The 16,569-nt window shown below is 57.0% G+C and carries 17 protein-coding genes; 12 read left to right on the top strand and 5 right to left on the bottom strand.

The genetic code is table 11. The features are described 5' to 3' along the window. Positions 1-95 precede the first annotated feature (95 nt). The 5 genes from queA to secF all read left to right on the top strand — a co-directional run bounded on the left by queA (position 96) and on the right by secF (position 5,581). On the top strand, positions 96-1,166 hold the full coding sequence (queA, locus tag V2S86_RS14535) for a tRNA preQ1(34) S-adenosylmethionine ribosyltransferase-isomerase QueA (protein WP_004949242.1): 1,071 nt from the start codon (positions 96-98) through the stop codon (positions 1,164-1,166). Positions 1,167-1,238: 72 nt separating this feature from the next. Next, on the top strand, positions 1,239-2,363 hold the full coding sequence (tgt, locus tag V2S86_RS14530; protein WP_330762960.1) for a tRNA guanosine(34) transglycosylase Tgt: 1,125 nt from the start codon (positions 1,239-1,241) through the stop codon (positions 2,361-2,363). A gap of 33 nt (positions 2,364-2,396) precedes the next feature. Then, a complete protein-coding gene (gene yajC / locus V2S86_RS14525; RefSeq protein WP_004949246.1) occupies positions 2,397-2,729 on the top strand; it encodes a preprotein translocase subunit YajC in 333 nt (110 codons plus the stop codon). A 25-nt stretch (positions 2,730-2,754) separates the two neighbouring features. Further along, complete coding sequence (secD, locus tag V2S86_RS14520; RefSeq protein ID WP_330762959.1) at positions 2,755-4,602, top strand: protein translocase subunit SecD; 1,848 nt, start codon at positions 2,755-2,757, stop codon at positions 4,600-4,602. A 10-nt stretch (positions 4,603-4,612) separates the two neighbouring features. Next, positions 4,613-5,581: a protein translocase subunit SecF gene (gene secF / locus V2S86_RS14515; protein WP_037432251.1), complete on the top strand. Its 969-nt coding sequence runs from the start codon at positions 4,613-4,615 to the stop codon at positions 5,579-5,581. A 78-nt stretch (positions 5,582-5,659) separates the two neighbouring features. Here secF and V2S86_RS14510 read toward each other — a convergent pair whose 3' ends face one another. After that, positions 5,660-6,220 (bottom strand): DUF3251 domain-containing protein, encoded by a 561-nt coding sequence (locus V2S86_RS14510; protein ID WP_330762958.1) that lies wholly within the window; start codon positions 6,218-6,220, stop codon positions 5,660-5,662. 185 nt (positions 6,221-6,405) lie between these two features. Between V2S86_RS14510 and nrdR the strand changes: the two genes are divergently transcribed. The 6 genes from nrdR to pgpA all read left to right on the top strand — a co-directional run bounded on the left by nrdR (position 6,406) and on the right by pgpA (position 10,531). Next, positions 6,406-6,855: a transcriptional regulator NrdR gene (gene nrdR / locus V2S86_RS14505; RefSeq protein ID WP_004949256.1), complete on the top strand. Its 450-nt coding sequence runs from the start codon at positions 6,406-6,408 to the stop codon at positions 6,853-6,855. 8 nt (positions 6,856-6,863) lie between these two features. After that, complete coding sequence (gene ribD, locus V2S86_RS14500; protein WP_330762957.1) at positions 6,864-7,973, top strand: bifunctional diaminohydroxyphosphoribosylaminopyrimidine deaminase/5-amino-6-(5-phosphoribosylamino)uracil reductase RibD; 1,110 nt, start codon at positions 6,864-6,866, stop codon at positions 7,971-7,973. A 118-nt stretch (positions 7,974-8,091) separates the two neighbouring features. Further along, entirely contained in the window at positions 8,092-8,562 is a 471-nt protein-coding gene (gene ribH, locus V2S86_RS14495) for a 6,7-dimethyl-8-ribityllumazine synthase (RefSeq protein ID WP_004949262.1), read from the top strand. A 20-nt stretch (positions 8,563-8,582) separates the two neighbouring features. Beyond that, positions 8,583-8,999, top strand: a complete 417-nt coding sequence (gene nusB, locus V2S86_RS14490) for a transcription antitermination factor NusB (RefSeq protein ID WP_006319758.1) — start codon at positions 8,583-8,585, stop codon at positions 8,997-8,999. 52 nt (positions 9,000-9,051) lie between these two features. Then, positions 9,052-10,035 carry a thiamine-phosphate kinase gene (thiL, locus tag V2S86_RS14485; RefSeq protein ID WP_330762956.1) on the top strand — a complete coding sequence of 328 codons (984 nt, stop codon included), beginning with the start codon at positions 9,052-9,054 and terminating at the stop codon, positions 10,033-10,035. Continuing rightward, complete coding sequence (pgpA, locus tag V2S86_RS14480; RefSeq protein ID WP_311993704.1) at positions 9,977-10,531, top strand: phosphatidylglycerophosphatase A; 555 nt, start codon at positions 9,977-9,979, stop codon at positions 10,529-10,531. Before thiL ends, pgpA begins: the two co-directional genes overlap by 59 nt. Positions 10,532-10,577: 46 nt before the next feature. Here pgpA and V2S86_RS14475 read toward each other — a convergent pair whose 3' ends face one another. The 4 genes from V2S86_RS14475 to xseB all read right to left on the bottom strand — a co-directional run bounded on the left by V2S86_RS14475 (position 10,578) and on the right by xseB (position 14,750). Beyond that, on the bottom strand, positions 10,578-11,552 hold the full coding sequence (locus V2S86_RS14475; RefSeq protein ID WP_330762955.1) for an aldo/keto reductase: 975 nt from the start codon (positions 11,550-11,552) through the stop codon (positions 10,578-10,580). A 108-nt stretch (positions 11,553-11,660) separates the two neighbouring features. After that, on the bottom strand, positions 11,661-13,526 hold the full coding sequence (dxs, locus tag V2S86_RS14470; protein ID WP_330762954.1) for a 1-deoxy-D-xylulose-5-phosphate synthase: 1,866 nt from the start codon (positions 13,524-13,526) through the stop codon (positions 11,661-11,663). Between the two features lie 34 nt (positions 13,527-13,560). Continuing rightward, a complete protein-coding gene (gene ispA, locus V2S86_RS14465; RefSeq protein ID WP_330762953.1) occupies positions 13,561-14,481 on the bottom strand; it encodes a (2E,6E)-farnesyl diphosphate synthase in 921 nt (306 codons plus the stop codon). A 5-nt stretch (positions 14,482-14,486) separates the two neighbouring features. Further along, positions 14,487-14,750 (bottom strand): exodeoxyribonuclease VII small subunit, encoded by a 264-nt coding sequence (gene xseB, locus V2S86_RS14460; RefSeq protein WP_004949276.1) that lies wholly within the window; start codon positions 14,748-14,750, stop codon positions 14,487-14,489. A 232-nt stretch (positions 14,751-14,982) separates the two neighbouring features. Here xseB and thiI point away from each other — a divergent pair, with 232 nt between their 5' ends. Continuing rightward, positions 14,983-16,431 (top strand): tRNA uracil 4-sulfurtransferase ThiI, encoded by a 1,449-nt coding sequence (thiI, locus tag V2S86_RS14455; RefSeq protein ID WP_330762952.1) that lies wholly within the window; start codon positions 14,983-14,985, stop codon positions 16,429-16,431. The last annotated feature ends 138 nt before the right edge of the window (positions 16,432-16,569 follow it).

The following is a 16,569-nucleotide window of genomic DNA, read 5'->3' as shown; positions in this document are numbered from 1 at the left end:
AAATCCTCCTTATTTCTTGCTGCTGACCGCCTGCGGCTTTAGACTAGGCCGCTTGTTTTTTACCAACCAGTCTTATATTGAAGAAGTGAATACCGATGCGCGTCGCCGATTTTTCCTTTGAACTTCCCGAGTCCCTGATTGCCCATTATCCTCAGCCTGAGCGCAGCGGTTGCCGTTTGCTGCAGCTGGACGGGCCGAGTGGAGCGCTGACGCACGGCGTATTCACCGATCTGCTGGATAATCTGGAAGCCGGTGATCTGCTGGTATTCAACAATACCCGGGTGATCCCGGCGCGCATGTTTGGCCGCAAGGTCAGCGGCGGCAAGATTGAAGTGCTGGTCGAGCGCGTGCTGGACGATCATCGGGTGTTGGCGCACGTACGCGCTTCAAAAGCGCCCAAGCCGGGCGCTGAACTGCTGCTGGGCGATGACGAAAGCGTTGCCGCCACCATGGTGGCACGCCACGATACGCTGTTCGAATTGCGCTTCAATGATGAACGCGATGTGTTCACTATCCTCAATGCCGTTGGCCATATGCCGCTGCCGCCTTATATCGATCGGCCGGATGAAGACGCCGACCGCGAGCTTTATCAGACGGTTTACAGCGAGAAACCGGGCGCCGTTGCGGCACCGACCGCCGGGCTGCACTTCGATGAGCCGCTGCTGGCTGCGTTGCGCGCAAAGGGCATTGAGATGGCTTTCGTTACCCTGCATGTGGGTGCTGGCACCTTCCAGCCGGTGCGGGTGGAAACCATCGAAGAGCACGTGATGCATGCGGAATACGCAGAAGTTCCGCAAGAGGTGGTTGACGCGGTGTTGGCTTGCAAAGCACGCGGCAAGCGCGTAGTGGCGGTGGGAACCACCTCCGTGCGTTCGCTGGAAAGCGCCGCCAACGCCAGCAAGGACGCGCTGATTGCGCCGTTCTTCGGCGATACCAGCATCTTTATCTTCCCGGGCTATCACTACCAGGTGATCGACGCGCTGGTGACCAATTTCCACCTGCCGGAGTCGACGCTGATTATGCTGGTTTCCGCCTTCGCCGGTTATAAAAACACCATGCATGCTTATCAACAGGCGGTGGCCGAGCAGTACCGTTTCTTCAGCTATGGCGATGCGATGTTCATCAGCCGTAACCCGCAGGCGGAACACGAGTCCGTCGGCGCCTGATTCCCCGGGCTGCGCATTTGGCGCGGCCCTGTTTTAACGACATCAGACTGTTTCTCTGATGCTGGAGGTTTTGTGAAGTACGAATTACAAGCAACCGATGGCCGCGCCCGCCGCGGCCGCCTTATTTTTGAGCGCGGCGTGGTGGAAACCCCGGCCTTTATGCCTGTCGGCACCTACGGCACGGTAAAGGGCATGACGCCGGAAGAAGTGAAAGAGACCGGCGCGCAGATCCTGCTGGGCAACACTTTCCACCTGTGGCTGCGCCCAGGGCAGGAGATCATGAAACTGCATGGCGATCTGCATGATTTCATGCAGTGGCACGGCCCGATCCTGACCGATTCCGGCGGTTTCCAGGTATTCAGCCTGGGTGCGATGCGCAAAATTAAAGAGGAAGGCGTTTATTTCCGTAATCCGATTAACGGCGATAAAGTGTTCCTCAGCCCGGAAAAATCGATGGAAATTCAGTATGATCTGGGTTCCGACATCGTAATGATCTTCGACGAGTGCACGCCGTATCCGGCCGACTGGGACTACGCCAAAAGCTCGATGGAAATGTCGCTGCGCTGGGCGCAGCGCAGCCGTCAACGTTTTGACGAACTGAATAATAAAAATGCCTTATTCGGTATTATTCAGGGCGGTGTTTACGAAGATTTACGAGATGTTTCAGTAAAAGGGCTGGTGGATATCGGCTTTGATGGTTACGCTGTTGGCGGCTTGGCTGTAGGCGAGCCAAAAGAGGATATGCATCGCATTCTCGAACATGTTTGCCCGCAAATTCCGGAAGATAAGCCACGCTACCTGATGGGCGTAGGCAAGCCGGAAGATCTGGTTGAAGGCGTGCGTCGCGGCATCGATATGTTCGACTGCGTGATGCCAACGCGTAATGCCCGCAACGGCCACTTGTTCGTGACTGACGGTGTGGTAAAAATCCGTAATGCCAAGCACAAGGATGATACTTCTCCGCTGGATAAATACTGTGATTGCTACACGTGTCGCAATTACAGTCGTGCCTACTTGCATCATCTCGATCGTTGCAACGAAATACTGGGTGCCCGATTGAATACCATCCATAACCTGCGCCACTACCAACGCCTGATGGCGGGTTTACGCCAGGCTATTGAACAGGGTAAATTAGAGCTGTTTGTTACGGATTTCTACGGTCGGATCGGCAAACCGATTCCACCTTTAAACGCTTGAATTAATAATTGATAACTTAATGAGGGAATTTCAATGAGCTTTTTCATTTCTGACGCCGTCGCATCCGCAGGGGCCCCGGCTCAGGGAAGCCCGTACTCTCTGATCATTATGCTGGTCGTGTTTGGTCTGATTTTCTATTTCATGATCCTGCGCCCACAGCAAAAACGCGCTAAAGAGCACAAGAAGCTGATGGACTCGATTGGCAAGGGTGATGAAGTGCTGACCACCGGTGGCCTGATTGGCCGCGTGACCAAAGTGGCTGACACCGGCATCATCGCCATTGCGCTGAACGACACCACGGAAGTGATGATCAAGCGTGACTTCGTGGCGGCCGTTCTGCCGAAAGGTACCATGAAGGCCCTGTAATTTTGTTTTCCCGAAGGGAATTGCCGTGCTAAACCGTTATCCTTTGTGGAAGTATCTGATGCTGATCGTCGTGATCATCGTCGGTCTGCTTTATGCGCTTCCCAACCTCTATGGTGAGGATCCGGCTGTACAAATCACTGGCGCGCGCGGTGTCGCCGCCAGTGAAACTACGCTGGACCAAGTCCGTACCGTATTAGAAAAAGACAATATCGCGAGCAAATCGATTGCGCTGGAAAATGGCGCCATCCTGGCTCGCTTTAAAGATCCTGACGTTCAGTTGCGTGCCCGTGAAGCCTTGATGGCGGAACTGGGCGACAAATTCGTCGTTGCGCTGAACCTGGCCCCGGCCACCCCGGCCTGGTTGGCCATGCTGGGCGCCGAACCGATGAAACTGGGCCTGGACCTGCGTGGTGGCGTGCACTTCCTGATGGAAGTGGACATGGACACCGCGCTGGGCAAGCTGCAGGAACAAACCATGGATACCCTGCGCAGCGAATTGCGTGAAAAGGGCATTCCTTATGCGTCTATCCGCAAGCTGGACAACAACGGCGTGGAAGTTCGCTTCCGTGACGATGCCGCTCGCGATCAGGCCATCAGCTACATTACCCCGCGTCAGCGCGACCTGGTGCTTTCAGCCAATGGCATCAACACCCTGAAAGCCAGCCTGACGGATGCTCGTCTGAGCGAAGCGCGCGAATATGCGGTGCAGCAGAACATCACTATCCTGCGTAACCGCGTTAACCAGCTCGGCGTTGCCGAACCACTGGTGCAGCGCCAGGGCTCTGACCGTATCGTGGTTGAATTGCCGGGTATTCAGGATACTGCGCGCGCCAAAGAGATCCTGGGCGCTACCGCTACGCTGGAATTCCGTCTGGTCAACACCAACGCGGATACGACCGCCGCGGCCAACGGCCGTGTACCGGGTGATTCCGAGGTGAAAAACACGCGCGAAGGCCAGCCGGTAGTGCTGTACAAGCGTGTGATTCTGACCGGTGACCACATCACCGACTCCACCTCCAGCACCGACGAATACAACCAGCCGCAGGTTAATATCTCGCTCGACAGCGCCGGCGGCACTGCGATGTCCAACTTCACCAAGGACAACATCGGCAAGCCGATGGCGACCCTGTTTGTGGAGTATAAGGACAGCGGCAAGAAAGACGCCAACGGCCGTGCGGTTCTGGTGAAACAGGAAGAAGTCATCAACGTGGCGAACATTCAGTCGCGCTTGGGCAACAGCTTCCGTATCACCGGTATCGGCAACCCGAACGAAGCACGTCAGCTCTCGCTGCTGCTGCGCGCCGGTGCGCTGATCGCGCCTATCCAGATCGTGGAAGAGCGCACTATCGGCCCAACCCTGGGGCAACAGAACATTACCCAAGGTCTGGAAGCCTGTCTGTGGGGCCTGGTGGCTTCTATCGTGTTCATGGTGGTCTGGTACCGCAAGTTCGGCATGATCGCCACGACGGCGCTGGTTGCCAACCTGGTGCTGATTGTCGGCGTGATGTCCCTGTTGCCGGGGGCGACGCTGACCATGCCGGGCATTGCCGGTATCGTGCTGACGCTGGCGGTGGCGGTCGACGCCAACGTACTGATAAACGAACGTATCAAGGAAGAGCTGAAGAATGGACGCTCCATTCAACAGGCGATCCATGAAGGCTATAAAGGCGCGTTCTCCAGTATCGTTGACGCCAATATCACGACCCTGATCACCGCGATCATTCTGTACGCAGTGGGCACCGGTTCGATCAAGGGCTTTGCGATTACCACCGCAATCGGTGTGGCGACGTCCATGTTCACCGCGATTGTCGGTACCCGTGCCATCGTCAACCTGCTTTACGGCGGCAAACGCATTAACAAGCTGTCTATCTGAGGAGTGCGTTGTGGCACAGGATTATACTGTTGAACAACTCAACTACGGCCGTAAAGTCTATGACTTTATGCGCTGGGATTACGTGGCCTTCGGCATCTCATTGCTGCTGCTGGTCGCGTCAATCGCCACCATGTCGGTACGCGGGTTTAACTGGGGTCTGGACTTTACCGGCGGTACGGTAATCGAAATCAGCCTGGAAAAACCGGCTAACCTCGATCTGATGCGCGATACGCTGGAAAAAGCCGGGTTCCAGGACCCGATTATTCAGAACTTCGGCAGCAGCCGTGACGTGATGGTGCGTATGCCACCGGCGACCGGCACGGCAGGCCAGGAACTGGGCAATAAAGTGATCGGCGTGATCAACGACGCGGTGGATAAAAACGCCACCGTGAAGCGCATCGAGTTCGTCGGCCCGAGCGTGGGCAGCGAACTGGCGCAGACCGGCGGCATGGCGCTGCTGGTGGCGTTGATCTGTATCCTGATCTACGTCGGTTTCCGCTTCGAATGGCGCCTGGCGCTGGGAGCGGTTATTGCGCTGGCGCACGACGTGATCATCACTATGGGCGTGCTGTCGCTGTTCCATATCGAGATTGACCTGACCATTGTCGCATCGTTGATGTCGGTTATCGGTTACTCGCTGAACGACAGTATCGTGGTTTCCGACCGTATTCGTGAGAACTTCCGCAAGATCCGTCGTGGAACGCCTTACGAAATCATGAACGTGTCGTTGACCCAAACGCTGAGCCGTACATTGATGACCTCCGGTACCACCTTGATGGTGGTGCTGATGCTGTACATCTTCGGTGGCGCCATGCTGCAGGGCTTCTCGTTGGCGATGCTGATCGGCGTGTCTATCGGTACCGTATCCTCTATCTACGTAGCGTCCGCGCTGGCGTTGAAACTGGGTATGAAACGCGAACACATGCTGCAACAGAAAGTGGAAAAAGAGGGTGCAGATCAGCCTTCGATTCTGCCTTAATACGCTGCGTTTTCAGTGAAGTAAAAAAGGAGTGCCGTTTGGCGCTCCTTTTTTTTGCCTGCGGCGAGGGTGCGCGGGTTAGTGTTGCTGAACCACCGCCGGTTGGGCGGTCGGAACTATGCTGTGCAGCCGCACAAAGCCCAGTTGCTCAGGCGTCAGGCCGCTAAAGCGCAGCTCAAAGTTCTGCTCGGGCTTCGGCAACAGCGAGTCTGCACTGGCGACCGGTTGTGACAGCGAGTCGGCGGTTAGCGGTTTGCCGGTGGCGGCATCCAGTTGCCCCCATTCCACCACCGCTTTAAATGCCGGCAGCGATGCCTGCGAGACGGTACGAACGTGCAGCAATGCCTGGGTGCCATTGGCTTCGGTTTTTACGTGGCTGAGCGACACGCTCAGTTCGCCGATGCTGCTTTGCAGGCGCGCGGCGTTATTGGCCGTCGGTAGCAGGTAGACGCCGCTGGTGGAGTTCTGATTCAGCTGGTTCTGCTGTTCCAGCGCCGTGGCCTGGTTGGTCAGGGTGCTTAATTTCTGATTCAGTTCAACCACCTGATGGCGGAGCTTCGGCACCTCGTGAGTCTGCGCGCAGCCCGCCAGCAGAACAAGCGCGCTGAGCAGGAAAACTTTCGGATAAGGGGTTGTCATGGCGGCGATTTCCTATTCAATATCTCCTGTTATCAGCTTAGCCCGCCCGGCGAGGAAAGTCATGCGCACCGCTGTTTTAGCCTCGTTCGGTATCGCAGCTCGCAACAAATGGTCGGCGGCCTTTGTTGTGACCGCACTTCGGGTTAAACTGTTCTTAACTATGAGAACGTTTATCAGGACGTGTTATGCATTGCCCTTTCTGCGCCGCCGTTGATACCAAAGTCATTGATTCCCGCCTGGTGGGTGATGGTTCGCAGGTGCGCCGTCGCCGTCAGTGTTTGGTTTGTAATGAACGTTTCACCACCTTTGAAGTGGCTGAGCTGGTGATGCCACGGGTGATAAAAAGCGACGAAGTGCGTGAGCCGTTCAACGAAGACAAACTGCGTCGCGGCATGTTGAAAGCGTTGGAAAAACGCCCGGTCAGCTCCGACGACGTGGAAAATGCGATTAACCACATCAAATCCCAGCTGCGCGCCACCGGCGAACGCGAAGTGCCGACCAAGCTGGTCGGCAACCTGGTGATGGACGCGCTGAAGAAGCTGGATAAAGTGGCCTATATTCGTTTTGCCTCGGTTTACCGCAGCTTTGAAGATATTCGCGAATTCGGCGAAGAAATCGCCCGGCTGCAGGATTAAGGGGTTACATGCATAACGACGAATTTTATATGGCGCGCGCCTTTGAGTTGGCGCGACTGGGGCGCTTCACTACCGCTCCTAACCCGAACGTCGGCTGCGTTATCGTGCGTGACGGCGAAATCGTCGGTGAGGGTTATCACCTGCGCGCCGGCGAACCCCATGCGGAAGTGCATGCGTTGCGTATGGCGGGCGAGCGGGCGCGTGGTGCCACCGCTTATGTCACGCTGGAGCCCTGTAGCCATCACGGGCGCACGCCGCCTTGCGCTGACGCGCTGGTCGCCGCCGGCGTTGCCCGCGTGGTTGCGGCGATGCAGGATCCCAACCCAGAGGTTGCCGGTCGTGGCCTGTACAAGCTGCAGCAGGCGGGTATAGACGTGCGCCATGGCCTGATGCTGAGCGATGCCGAAGCGGTGAATCCGGGGTTTCTCAAACGCATGCGCACCGGTTTTCCTTACGTGCAGCTAAAGCTGGGGGCCTCGCTCGATGGCCGTACGGCAATGGCCTCCGGCGAGAGCCAATGGATCACCTCACCGCAGGCGCGGCAGGACGTGCAGCGTCTGCGAGCGCAAAGCGCCGCCATCCTGAGCACCAGCGCCACGGTGTTGGCCGACGATCCGTCACTGACGGTGCGTTGGGATGAGCTGGATGCCGCCACTCAGAGCCTCTATCCGCGTGAAAATCTGCGCCAGCCGTTGCGCATCATCCTCGACAGCCGGAACCGCGTAACGCCGCAGCATCGGGTGGTGCGTGCGCCAGGGGCGACCTGGTTGGCTCGGTTGCAACCGGACGATCGGAGTTGGCCGCAGGATGTTGAACAACTGACATTTCCGGCACACGGCGGCGGGGTCGATCTGGTCGTGATGATGATGCAACTGGCGAAACGCCAGGTGAATTCTATCTGGGTAGAAGCCGGCGCTGCACTTTCCGGCGCGTTGTTGCAGGCAGGGCTGGTCGATGAGCTCATTTTGTACATCGCGCCAAAACTGATGGGTGATAATGGGCGCGGCCTGTGCCAGTTACCGGGCCTTGAACGCCTGGCCGATACGCCGGAATTTGTCTTCAGCGAAGTGCGGCAAATCGGCCCCGATCTGCGCTTGCGGCTGAAGCCGAAATACTGAACATAACGTCCGCTTGCCGGCCCGATTGGCGTTTTACAAAACCGCCGCGCAGGTAGATAAAGAATGTGATAGAATCCGCCCCCCTGCGGGGTATTGAACCCATTTTTAAGGAAAGCCCATGAAAGTTATCGAAGGTGTTGTTGCTACTCCAAATGCCCGTGTGGCGATCGCAATTGCACGTTTTAACAATTTCATCAACGACAGCCTGCTGCAAGGTGCCATCGACGCACTGAAGCGCATAGGTCAGGTTGCTGACGACAACATCACCGTTGTCTGGGTCCCGGGCGCTTACGAGCTGCCGCTGACGGCTCGCGTGTTGGCCAACACCGGCAAATACGATGCGATTATCGCGTTGGGCACCGTTATCCGTGGGGGCACCGCGCACTTCGAATATGTAGCGGGCGAAGCCAGCTCCGGCATCGGCAATGTTTCGCTGAACGCTGAAATCCCGGTTGCCTTTGGCGTGCTGACCACCGAGAGCATTGAACAGGCTATCGAGCGTGCCGGCACCAAAGCGGGCAACAAGGGTGCTGAAGCTGCTCTGACCGCACTTGAAATGATTAATGTTATCAAAGCTATTAAAGCCTGAATTTAGTTAAGGGGAATTCCGTGAAACCTGCTGCTCGTCGCCGCGCTCGTGAGTGCGCTGTTCAAGCGCTTTACTCTTGGCAGTTGTCTAAAAATGACATTGCCGATGTTGAACACCAGTTCCTGACGGAGCAAGATGTCAAAGATGTGGACATCGCCTATTTTCGGGAGCTGCTGTCCGGCGTGGCGGTGAATGCGGGTCTGCTGGATGGCCTGATGGCACCTTTCCTGTCGCGTCAGCTCGAAGAGCTGGGCCAGGTAGAAAGAGCCGTCCTGCGTATTGCGCTGTTTGAGCTGAAAATGCGTGAGGATGTGCCTTACAAAGTGGCTATCAACGAAGCGATCGAACTGGCGAAAACCTTCGGCGCCGAAGACAGCCACAAGTTTGTGAATGGCGTGCTGGATAAAGCAGCACCAAGCATCCGCAAGAAAAAATAAAAAATTAAGGCCGGCATCTCCGGCCTTAATTTCTTCTATTGGAATATCAACCATGGCATGCGGCGAATTTGACCTCATTGCCCGCTATTTTGACCGGTTTAAGAGTCTGCGCCGGGACGTACAGTTGGGCATTGGAGATGACTGCGCACTCCTGACAGTGGCAGAAAAACAGCTTTTGGCCGTCAGTACCGACACCCTGGTTTCGGGCGTTCACTTCCTGCCGGATATTGATCCGGCCGATCTCGGCTACAAAGCACTGGCGGTCAACCTGAGCGATCTGGCGGCAATGGGCGCCGATCCGGCCTGGCTTTCACTGGCGTTAACCTTGCCTGATGTGAATGAGCCCTGGCTGAAGGCGTTCAGCGACAGCCTGTTCGAACAGCTTAATTATTACGGCATGCAGTTGATTGGCGGCGACACTACGCGTGGCCCACTGAGCATGACGTTAACCATTCATGGCTTGATCCCGGCCGGCCGGGCGTTGACCCGCAGCGGTGCGCGCATCGGCGATTGGATTTACGCTACCGGTACGTTGGGCGACAGCGCCGCCGGCCTGGCAATCTTGCAAGATCGCCTGCAGGTAGCGGATGCCGACGCACGAGACTACCTGATTGGCCGCCATCTGCGGCCGCAGCCGCGGGTGTTGCAGGGGCAGGCGCTGCGTGATTTAGCCAGCTCGGCGATTGATATTTCCGACGGGTTGATCTCCGATCTGAAGCACGTGCTGAAAGCCTCCGAGTGCGGGGCGCGCATCGATCTGGATGAGCTGCCGCTGTCGCAGGTATTGAGCAGCCACGCGGATGCTGAACAGGCGCTGCGCTGGGCGCTGACCGGCGGTGAAGATTACGAACTGTGTTTTACGGTGCCGGAAATCAACCGCGGTGCGCTGGAAGTGGCGCTGAGTCATTTGGGCGCGGATTACACCTGTATTGGCCAGATTGGCCCGCTTTCCGAAGGCATTAAATTCTACCGCAACGATGAAGCGGTGGAGCTGTCCTGGAAGGGCTTCGATCATTTCAGCGCGGAGCAGGCGTAACATGGATGAAGCTAAACGCCGTCTGCGGATGAGCAATCCGTGGCACCTGCTGGCCACCGGTTTCGGCAGTGGCCTGTCACCGGTAATACCGGGCACCATGGGGTCACTGGCGGCGATTCCGTTCTGGCTGTTGCTGATCCAACTGCCGTGGCAGCTCTATTCGTTGCTGGTGATGTTCAGCATCTGTATCGGCGTTTATTTGTGCCATCAGACGGCCAAAGACATGCGGGTACACGATCACGGCAGCATCGTCTGGGACGAGTTTGTCGGCATGTGGATCACGCTGATGGCGCTGCCGGTCAACGACTGGCAGTGGGTAGCTCTGGGCTTTGTGATTTTCCGCGTTCTCGACATGTGGAAACCCTGGCCGATCCGCTGGTTCGATCGTAACGTGCATGGCGGTATGGGCATCATGGTCGACGATATCGTCGCCGGGGTGCTTTCGGCCGGCATCATCTATCTGATTGGTCACCACTGGCCGCTTGGGCTGTTTTGATTGCAGGGGCGCAGTGCAACACTGCTGCGCCCTTGAACCCTCCGCGTTATTCAAACCCCGTCACGTGATGCGGCACATAGGCCGTTTCCAGCTCGGCAATCTCTTCCGGCGTTAATGTCAGATCGACGGCGGCCACGGCATCTTCCAGGTGTTCGTGGCGCGACGCGCCGATAATGGGAGCACTGACCACCGGCTTGCTCAACAGCCAGGCCAGCGCAACCTGCGCACGCGATACACCGCGTTCTTGTGCAAGGGTGGCGACGCGTTCGGCGATAATGCCATCGATACCTTCGGTTTCGTCATACAGATTTTTGCCGACCTGATCGGACACCAGCCGTGCGGTGGTTTCACCCCAGGGGCGAGTCAGACGACCGCGTGCCAGCGGGCTCCACGGCAGCACCGCGATGCCTTCGGCGGCGCACAGCGGATGCATTTCGCGCTCTTCCTCACGCTGAATCAGGTTGTACTGGTCCTGCATGCTGACAAACCGCGTCCAGCCATGCAGATCGGCGGTGTACAGCGCTTTGGCGAACTGCCAGGCATACATCGACGATGCGCCTATGTAGCGCGCTTTACCGGCCCTGACCACGTCATGCAGCGCTTCCAGCGTTTCTTCAATGGGCGTTTCATAATCCCAACGGTGGATTTGCAGCAGATCGACATAGTCGGTGCCCAATCGTTTCAGGCTGTTGTCGATAGACTGCATGATTTTGGCGCGCGACAACCCGCGTTCCAGATTACTCAGGGGGAAATAGACTTTGGTGGCGATCACCACGTCATCACGGCGCGCGTAATCCCGCAGCGCCCGGCCGACGATCTCCTCGCTGCTGCCGTCTGAGTAGCTGTTGGCGGTGTCAAAGAAATTGATGCCTGCGTCCAGTGCCTGTTTTAGCAGCGGGCGGCTGCTTTCTTCCGGCAGCGTCCAGGCGTGATTGCCGCGATTGGGTTCACCGTAGGTCATACAACCCAGGCAGATACGCGAGACGTTCAGATCGGTGTTACCCAGTTTCAGATACTTCATGCTTGCCTCCAGGTGTCAGCACAGATCTATAACTGTAGTGGATTATCGGGATGGCAGAGACGAAAACGCCCCCGCAAAGCGGAGGCGTTGGACAATCAGGCGCGGGGATTATTGCGCCAGCCAGGTTTCGATCTGTCGCCGTATGCCGGCGGCGTCCAGGCCCAGATCGACGCGGACCTCTTCCTGGCTGCCTTGTGACACAAAGCTGTCCGGCAGGCCGATATTCAGCACCGGCACTGCCCGGCGTTTGGCCATCAGCAGTTCGTTAACGCCGCTGCCGGCACCGCCCATAATGGCATTCTCTTCCAGCGTGACCAGCACCTCGTGACCGGCAGCCAGTTCCAGCACCAGCTGTTCGTCCAGCGGTTTCACGAAACGCATATCCACCAGCGTGGCATTGAGGGCTTCAGCCACCTGAGCCGCTTCCGGCAGCAGGGTACCGAAGTTCAAAATCGCGACCTTTTCGCCTTCTCGGCGTACCACACCTTTGCCGATCGGCAACGCGCCAAGCGGTTCCAGCGGCGCACCGGTGCCGTTACCCCGCGGATAGCGGACGGCGCTTGGGCCTTCGTTATAGTGATAGCCAGTGTACAGCATCTGGCGGCACTCGTTTTCGTCACTCGGCGTCATGATCACCATGGTCGGGATACAACGCATGAACGACAGATCGAACGCCCCCTGGTGAGTCTGGCCGTCGGCACCGACGATGCCGCCGCGATCGATGGCAAACATCACCGGCAGTTTTTGGATCGCCACGTCGTGGATCAGTTGATCGTAAGCCCGCTGCAGGAAGGTGGAGTAAATCGCCACCACCGGCTTGTAGCCGCCAATCGCCAGACCGGCGGCAAAGGTGACCGCATGCTGTTCGGCAATGGCAACGTCAAAGTATTGCTGCGGATAATCGCGGGAGAACTGCACCATGCCGGAGCCTTCGCGCATCGCCGGGGTAATGGCCATCAGCGAGCTGTCTTTGGCGGCGGTTTCACACAGCCAGTCGCCGAAGATTTTCGAATAGGTCGGCAGACCGCCGGCGCTTTTCGGCAAGGTGCCGCTGGCGGGATCGAATTTTGGTACCGCGTGGAAGCTGATCGGATCTTTTTCCGCCGGCGCGTAACCACGGCCTTTTTTGGTCATGATATGCAGCAACTGCGGGCCTTTCAGATCGCGCATGTTTTTCAGCGTGGCGACCAGCGCCTGAACATCGTGGCCGTCGACCGGGCCGATGTAGTTAAAGCCCAGCTCTTCGAACAGCGTGCCCGGTACCACCATGCCTTTCAGGTGTTCTTCGGTGCGCTTGACCAGCTCTTTGATAGGCGGCAGGCCGGACAGCACTTTTTTGCTGCCTTCGCGCAGGGTGGAATAGAGCTTGCCGGAAAGCAGCTGCGCCAGATGATTGTTCAGGGCGCCGACGTTTTCGGAGATCGACATTTCGTTGTCGTTCAAGACCACCAGCATATCCGGGTTGATGTCCCCAGCGTGGTTCATGGCTTCAAACGCCATGCCGGCGGTGATCGCGCCATCGCCAATCACGCAGACCGTGCGGCGATTTTTTCCTTCACGCTCCGCCGCGACCGCCATACCGAGGCCGGCGCTGATCGAGGTAGACGAGTGGCCAACCGACAGCACGTCATATTCACTCTCGGCGCGCCAGGGAAAAGGGTGCAGGCCATTTTTTTGACGAATGGTGGAAATCTTGTCGCGACGGCCGGTCAGAATTTTATGCGGGTAGGCCTGGTGACCAACGTCCCATACCAGATGATCGAAGGGTGTGTTGTAAACATAGTGCAATGCCACCGTCAGTTCGACGGTACCCAGCCCGGACGCAAAGTGGCCGCTGGAGCGGCTGACGCTGTCCAGCAGGTATTGCCGCAGTTCGTCACACAGCTTCGGCAGGCTCTCTTTTGGCAGCGAGCGGAGTTCATCGGGATTTTCCACTAGCGCCAAGGTCGGGTATTTGGCTATATCAAGACTCATTCGATACTCATATCAGAGGAGTTAACGTCACACGTTAATTGTCGCGTTCAATAATGAAGCTGGCTAACGCTCGCAATGGCGCTGTGTTATAAGATTGCGCTGCCAAAGTGTCTAATGCAGCTAAAGCTTCCTGATAGAGATCCCACGCCTTTGCTTTCGCGCTGTCAAGCCCGAGCAAAGCTGGATAGGTGCTCTTTCCGTGTTGCTGGTCCGCTCCCTGGCGTTTACCGATTTTCTCGGTTTCGCCGACAACGTCCAAAATGTCATCCTGCACCTGAAACGCCAGGCCGATCGCCGCGGCGTAACGGTCAAGCTGCGGTAGCGCTGCACGGCCAGGTTCACCGGCGGCCAGAGCCCCAAGGCGAACCGCCGCGCGGATTAACGCGCCGGTTTTGTGGCGATGGATCTGCTCCAGCGCAGGAAGATCGATTTGCCGCCCTTCAGCTTCGAGATCCAGCGACTGGCCACCGCACATGCCGGCAACGCCGCTGGCGGTCGCCAGTTCGGACACCATCGCCAGCCGATCGCGCAGCGCCACATCGGGCATGTCGGCATCGGCCAGAATGGAAAATGCCAGCGTCTGCAGCGCATCGCCCGCCAGGATCGCGCTGGCTTCGCCAAATTTGATATGGCAGGTCGGCTGACCGCGACGCAGGTCGTCATCGTCCATTGCCGGTAGATCGTCATGGATCAACGAATAGGCATGAATGCATTCTACCGCAGCGGCCGGCACATCCAAATTATTCAATGAAACGCCAAACATCTGCCCGGTGGTATACACCAGGAACGGACGCAGGCGTTTACCGCCCAGCAGCGCGCCATGGCGCATTGCGGCCACCATGTTGCCGTCGTTGAACGGCAGCGGTGCGATAAAATCCAGCAGCGTGCGGTCGGCCCGTTGGCGAAAAGCCTGTAACTGCTCAGAAAAAGCGGCCTGTTGGACGATCTCAGACATGACGATTACTCTGCATCCGGGGTGAAAGGCGCCAGCGCGGCGTCATCGGCGCTGTCGTTAAGTAAAATTTGCACGCGCTGCTCGGCCTGTTGCAGTTTCTGTTGGCCTTGACGCGCTAGCTGTACGCCGCGTTCGAATTCATTCAGCGCATCTTCCAACGGAAGCTCACCCGATTCCAGACGCGTCACGATGTTTTCCAGTTCGCTGAGGGAACTTTCAAAGCTGATGCTTTGCTCTGTACTGTCTGATTGTGCAGGTTTTTTCGGCATAATTTTCTTTTTACATCATCATGTGAACAGTGGCGCCAGAGCCTATCCTAGCGGATCTTGATTAGCAAATCATGGCGCGCATGTGTGGTTTTGTGCACCGAGCCTCACCAGATAGTGATATACTCCGCGCCGCAAATGCGATTGATAAAACATTCGGCAGTGCCGTTGGTTTTATCAATCGCATATACATTGTAAATCCTTTTCCCTCGTAATTCTGACAATAAAGACCGCCATGAAGTTTATCATTAAATTGTTCCCGGAAATCACCATCAAGAGTCAATCTGTGCGTTTGCGCTTCATCAAGATTCTCTCGACCAATATCCGCAACGTCCTGAAGCAGTATGATGAAACGCTGGCGGTTGTCCGTCATTGGGATCATATCGAAGTTCGCGCCAAAGATGAAAACCAGCGGCCGGTGATTGCCGACGCGCTGACGCGCATTCCCGGCATCCACCACATTCTGGAAGTGGAAGACCGCGGCTACACCGATATCCACCACATTTTCGAGCAGACGCTGGAAGCTTACCGCGAGCAGCTTGAGGGGAAAACCTTCTGCGTGCGCGTCAAGCGCCGCGGCAAGCAGGACTTCAACTCGCAGGACGTGGAACGTTACGTTGGCGGCGGTTTGAACCAGCACATCGACAGTGCGCGCGTTAAGCTGTCGCACCCGCAGGTGACGGTCAACCTGGAAATCGAAGACGATAAGCTGATGCTGGTAAAAGCACGTCGCGAAGGCATCGGCGGTTACCCGGTTGGCACTCAGGAAGACGTGTTGTCGCTGATTTCCGGTGGTTTCGACTCCGGCGTTTCCAGCTATATGTTGATGCGTCGCGGTTGCCGCGTACATTACTGCTTCTTCAATCTGGGTGGTGCGGCGCATGAAATTGGCGTCAAGCAGGTGGCGTATTATTTGTGGAACCGCTTTGCCAGCTCGCACAAGGTGCGCTTTGTCGCCATCGATTTCGAACCCGTGGTCGGCGAGATTCTGGAAAAGGTCGACGATGGCCAGATGGGCGTGGTGCTCAAACGCATGATGGTGCGCGCCGCTTCGCAAGTTGCAGAACGTTATGGTGTTCAGGCGTTGGTGACCGGCGAGGCGCTGGGCCAGGTGTCCAGCCAGACGCTGACTAACCTGCGTTTGATCGACAATGCGTCCGATACTCTGATCCTGCGTCCGCTGATTTCGCACGACAAAGAGCACATCATCAAAGTGGCGCGCGAGATTGGCACCGAAGACTTTGCCAAGACCATGCCGGAATACTGCGGTGTCATCTCGAAAAGCCCAACGGTAAAAGCGATCAAAGCAAAAATTGAAGAAGAGGAAAGTCACTTCGATTTTTCCATTCTCGATCGCGTGGTGAGTGAAGCGAAGAATGTCGATATCCGTACCATCGCCGAACAGGCGCAGGAACAGGTTGCCGAAGTAGAAACCGTGGCGGCCTTTGGCGCTGACGAAGTGATCCTGGATATCCGTTCTAACGACGAGCAGGAAGAGAAGCCGCTGAAGCTGGAGCAGGTTGAGGTGAAACCGCTGCCGTTCTACAAACTCAGCACGCAGTTTGGCTCCCTGGATCAGAGCAAAACCTACCTGCTGTACTGCGATCGTGGCGTGATGAGCCGTCTGCAGGCGCTGTACCTGCTGGAGCAGGGGTTTACCAACATCAAAGTCTATCGCCCTTAAATCCACTTCATACTGAAGCGGCAACTGCGTTGGCTGCGTACGCTCACCCCGGTCACTTACTCAAGTAAGCTCCCGGGGCTCCTCGTACTGGCCGCTTTGTTGCCGCTCCAATTATTTTGGGGATTTTGTATTTCGTTT

It is taken from the genome of Serratia sp. C2(1) (assembly GCF_036352655.1).
Classification (GTDB): Bacteria; Pseudomonadota; Gammaproteobacteria; order Enterobacterales; family Enterobacteriaceae; genus Serratia; species Serratia inhibens.
The sequence above is the reverse complement of the archived record's forward strand: the minus strand, read 5'-3'. Positions and strand labels throughout refer to the sequence as shown.

What these genes read in the sequence shown, in the direction of transcription:
- thiL (WP_330762956.1), top strand. Translation starts at nt 9,052, where the DNA reads ATGGCATGCGGCGAATTTGACCTCATTGCCCGCTATTTTGACCGGTTT.
- queA (WP_004949242.1), top strand. Translation starts at nt 96, where the DNA reads ATGCGCGTCGCCGATTTTTCCTTTGAACTTCCCGAGTCCCTGATTGCC.
- nrdR (WP_004949256.1), top strand. Translation starts at nt 6,406, where the DNA reads ATGCATTGCCCTTTCTGCGCCGCCGTTGATACCAAAGTCATTGATTCC.
- thiI (WP_330762952.1), top strand. Translation starts at nt 14,983, where the DNA reads ATGAAGTTTATCATTAAATTGTTCCCGGAAATCACCATCAAGAGTCAA.
- V2S86_RS14475 (WP_330762955.1), bottom strand. Translation starts at nt 11,552, where the DNA reads ATGAAGTATCTGAAACTGGGTAACACCGATCTGAACGTCTCGCGTATC.
- dxs (WP_330762954.1), bottom strand. Translation starts at nt 13,526, where the DNA reads ATGAGTCTTGATATAGCCAAATACCCGACCTTGGCGCTAGTGGAAAAT.
- pgpA (WP_311993704.1), top strand. Translation starts at nt 9,977, where the DNA reads ATGAAGCGGTGGAGCTGTCCTGGAAGGGCTTCGATCATTTCAGCGCGG.
- ribH (WP_004949262.1), top strand. Translation starts at nt 8,092, where the DNA reads ATGAAAGTTATCGAAGGTGTTGTTGCTACTCCAAATGCCCGTGTGGCG.
- ribD (WP_330762957.1), top strand. Translation starts at nt 6,864, where the DNA reads ATGCATAACGACGAATTTTATATGGCGCGCGCCTTTGAGTTGGCGCGA.
- xseB (WP_004949276.1), bottom strand. Translation starts at nt 14,750, where the DNA reads ATGCCGAAAAAACCTGCACAATCAGACAGTACAGAGCAAAGCATCAGC.
- V2S86_RS14510 (WP_330762958.1), bottom strand. Translation starts at nt 6,220, where the DNA reads ATGACAACCCCTTATCCGAAAGTTTTCCTGCTCAGCGCGCTTGTTCTG.
- yajC (WP_004949246.1), top strand. Translation starts at nt 2,397, where the DNA reads ATGAGCTTTTTCATTTCTGACGCCGTCGCATCCGCAGGGGCCCCGGCT.
- ispA (WP_330762953.1), bottom strand. Translation starts at nt 14,481, where the DNA reads ATGTCTGAGATCGTCCAACAGGCCGCTTTTTCTGAGCAGTTACAGGCT.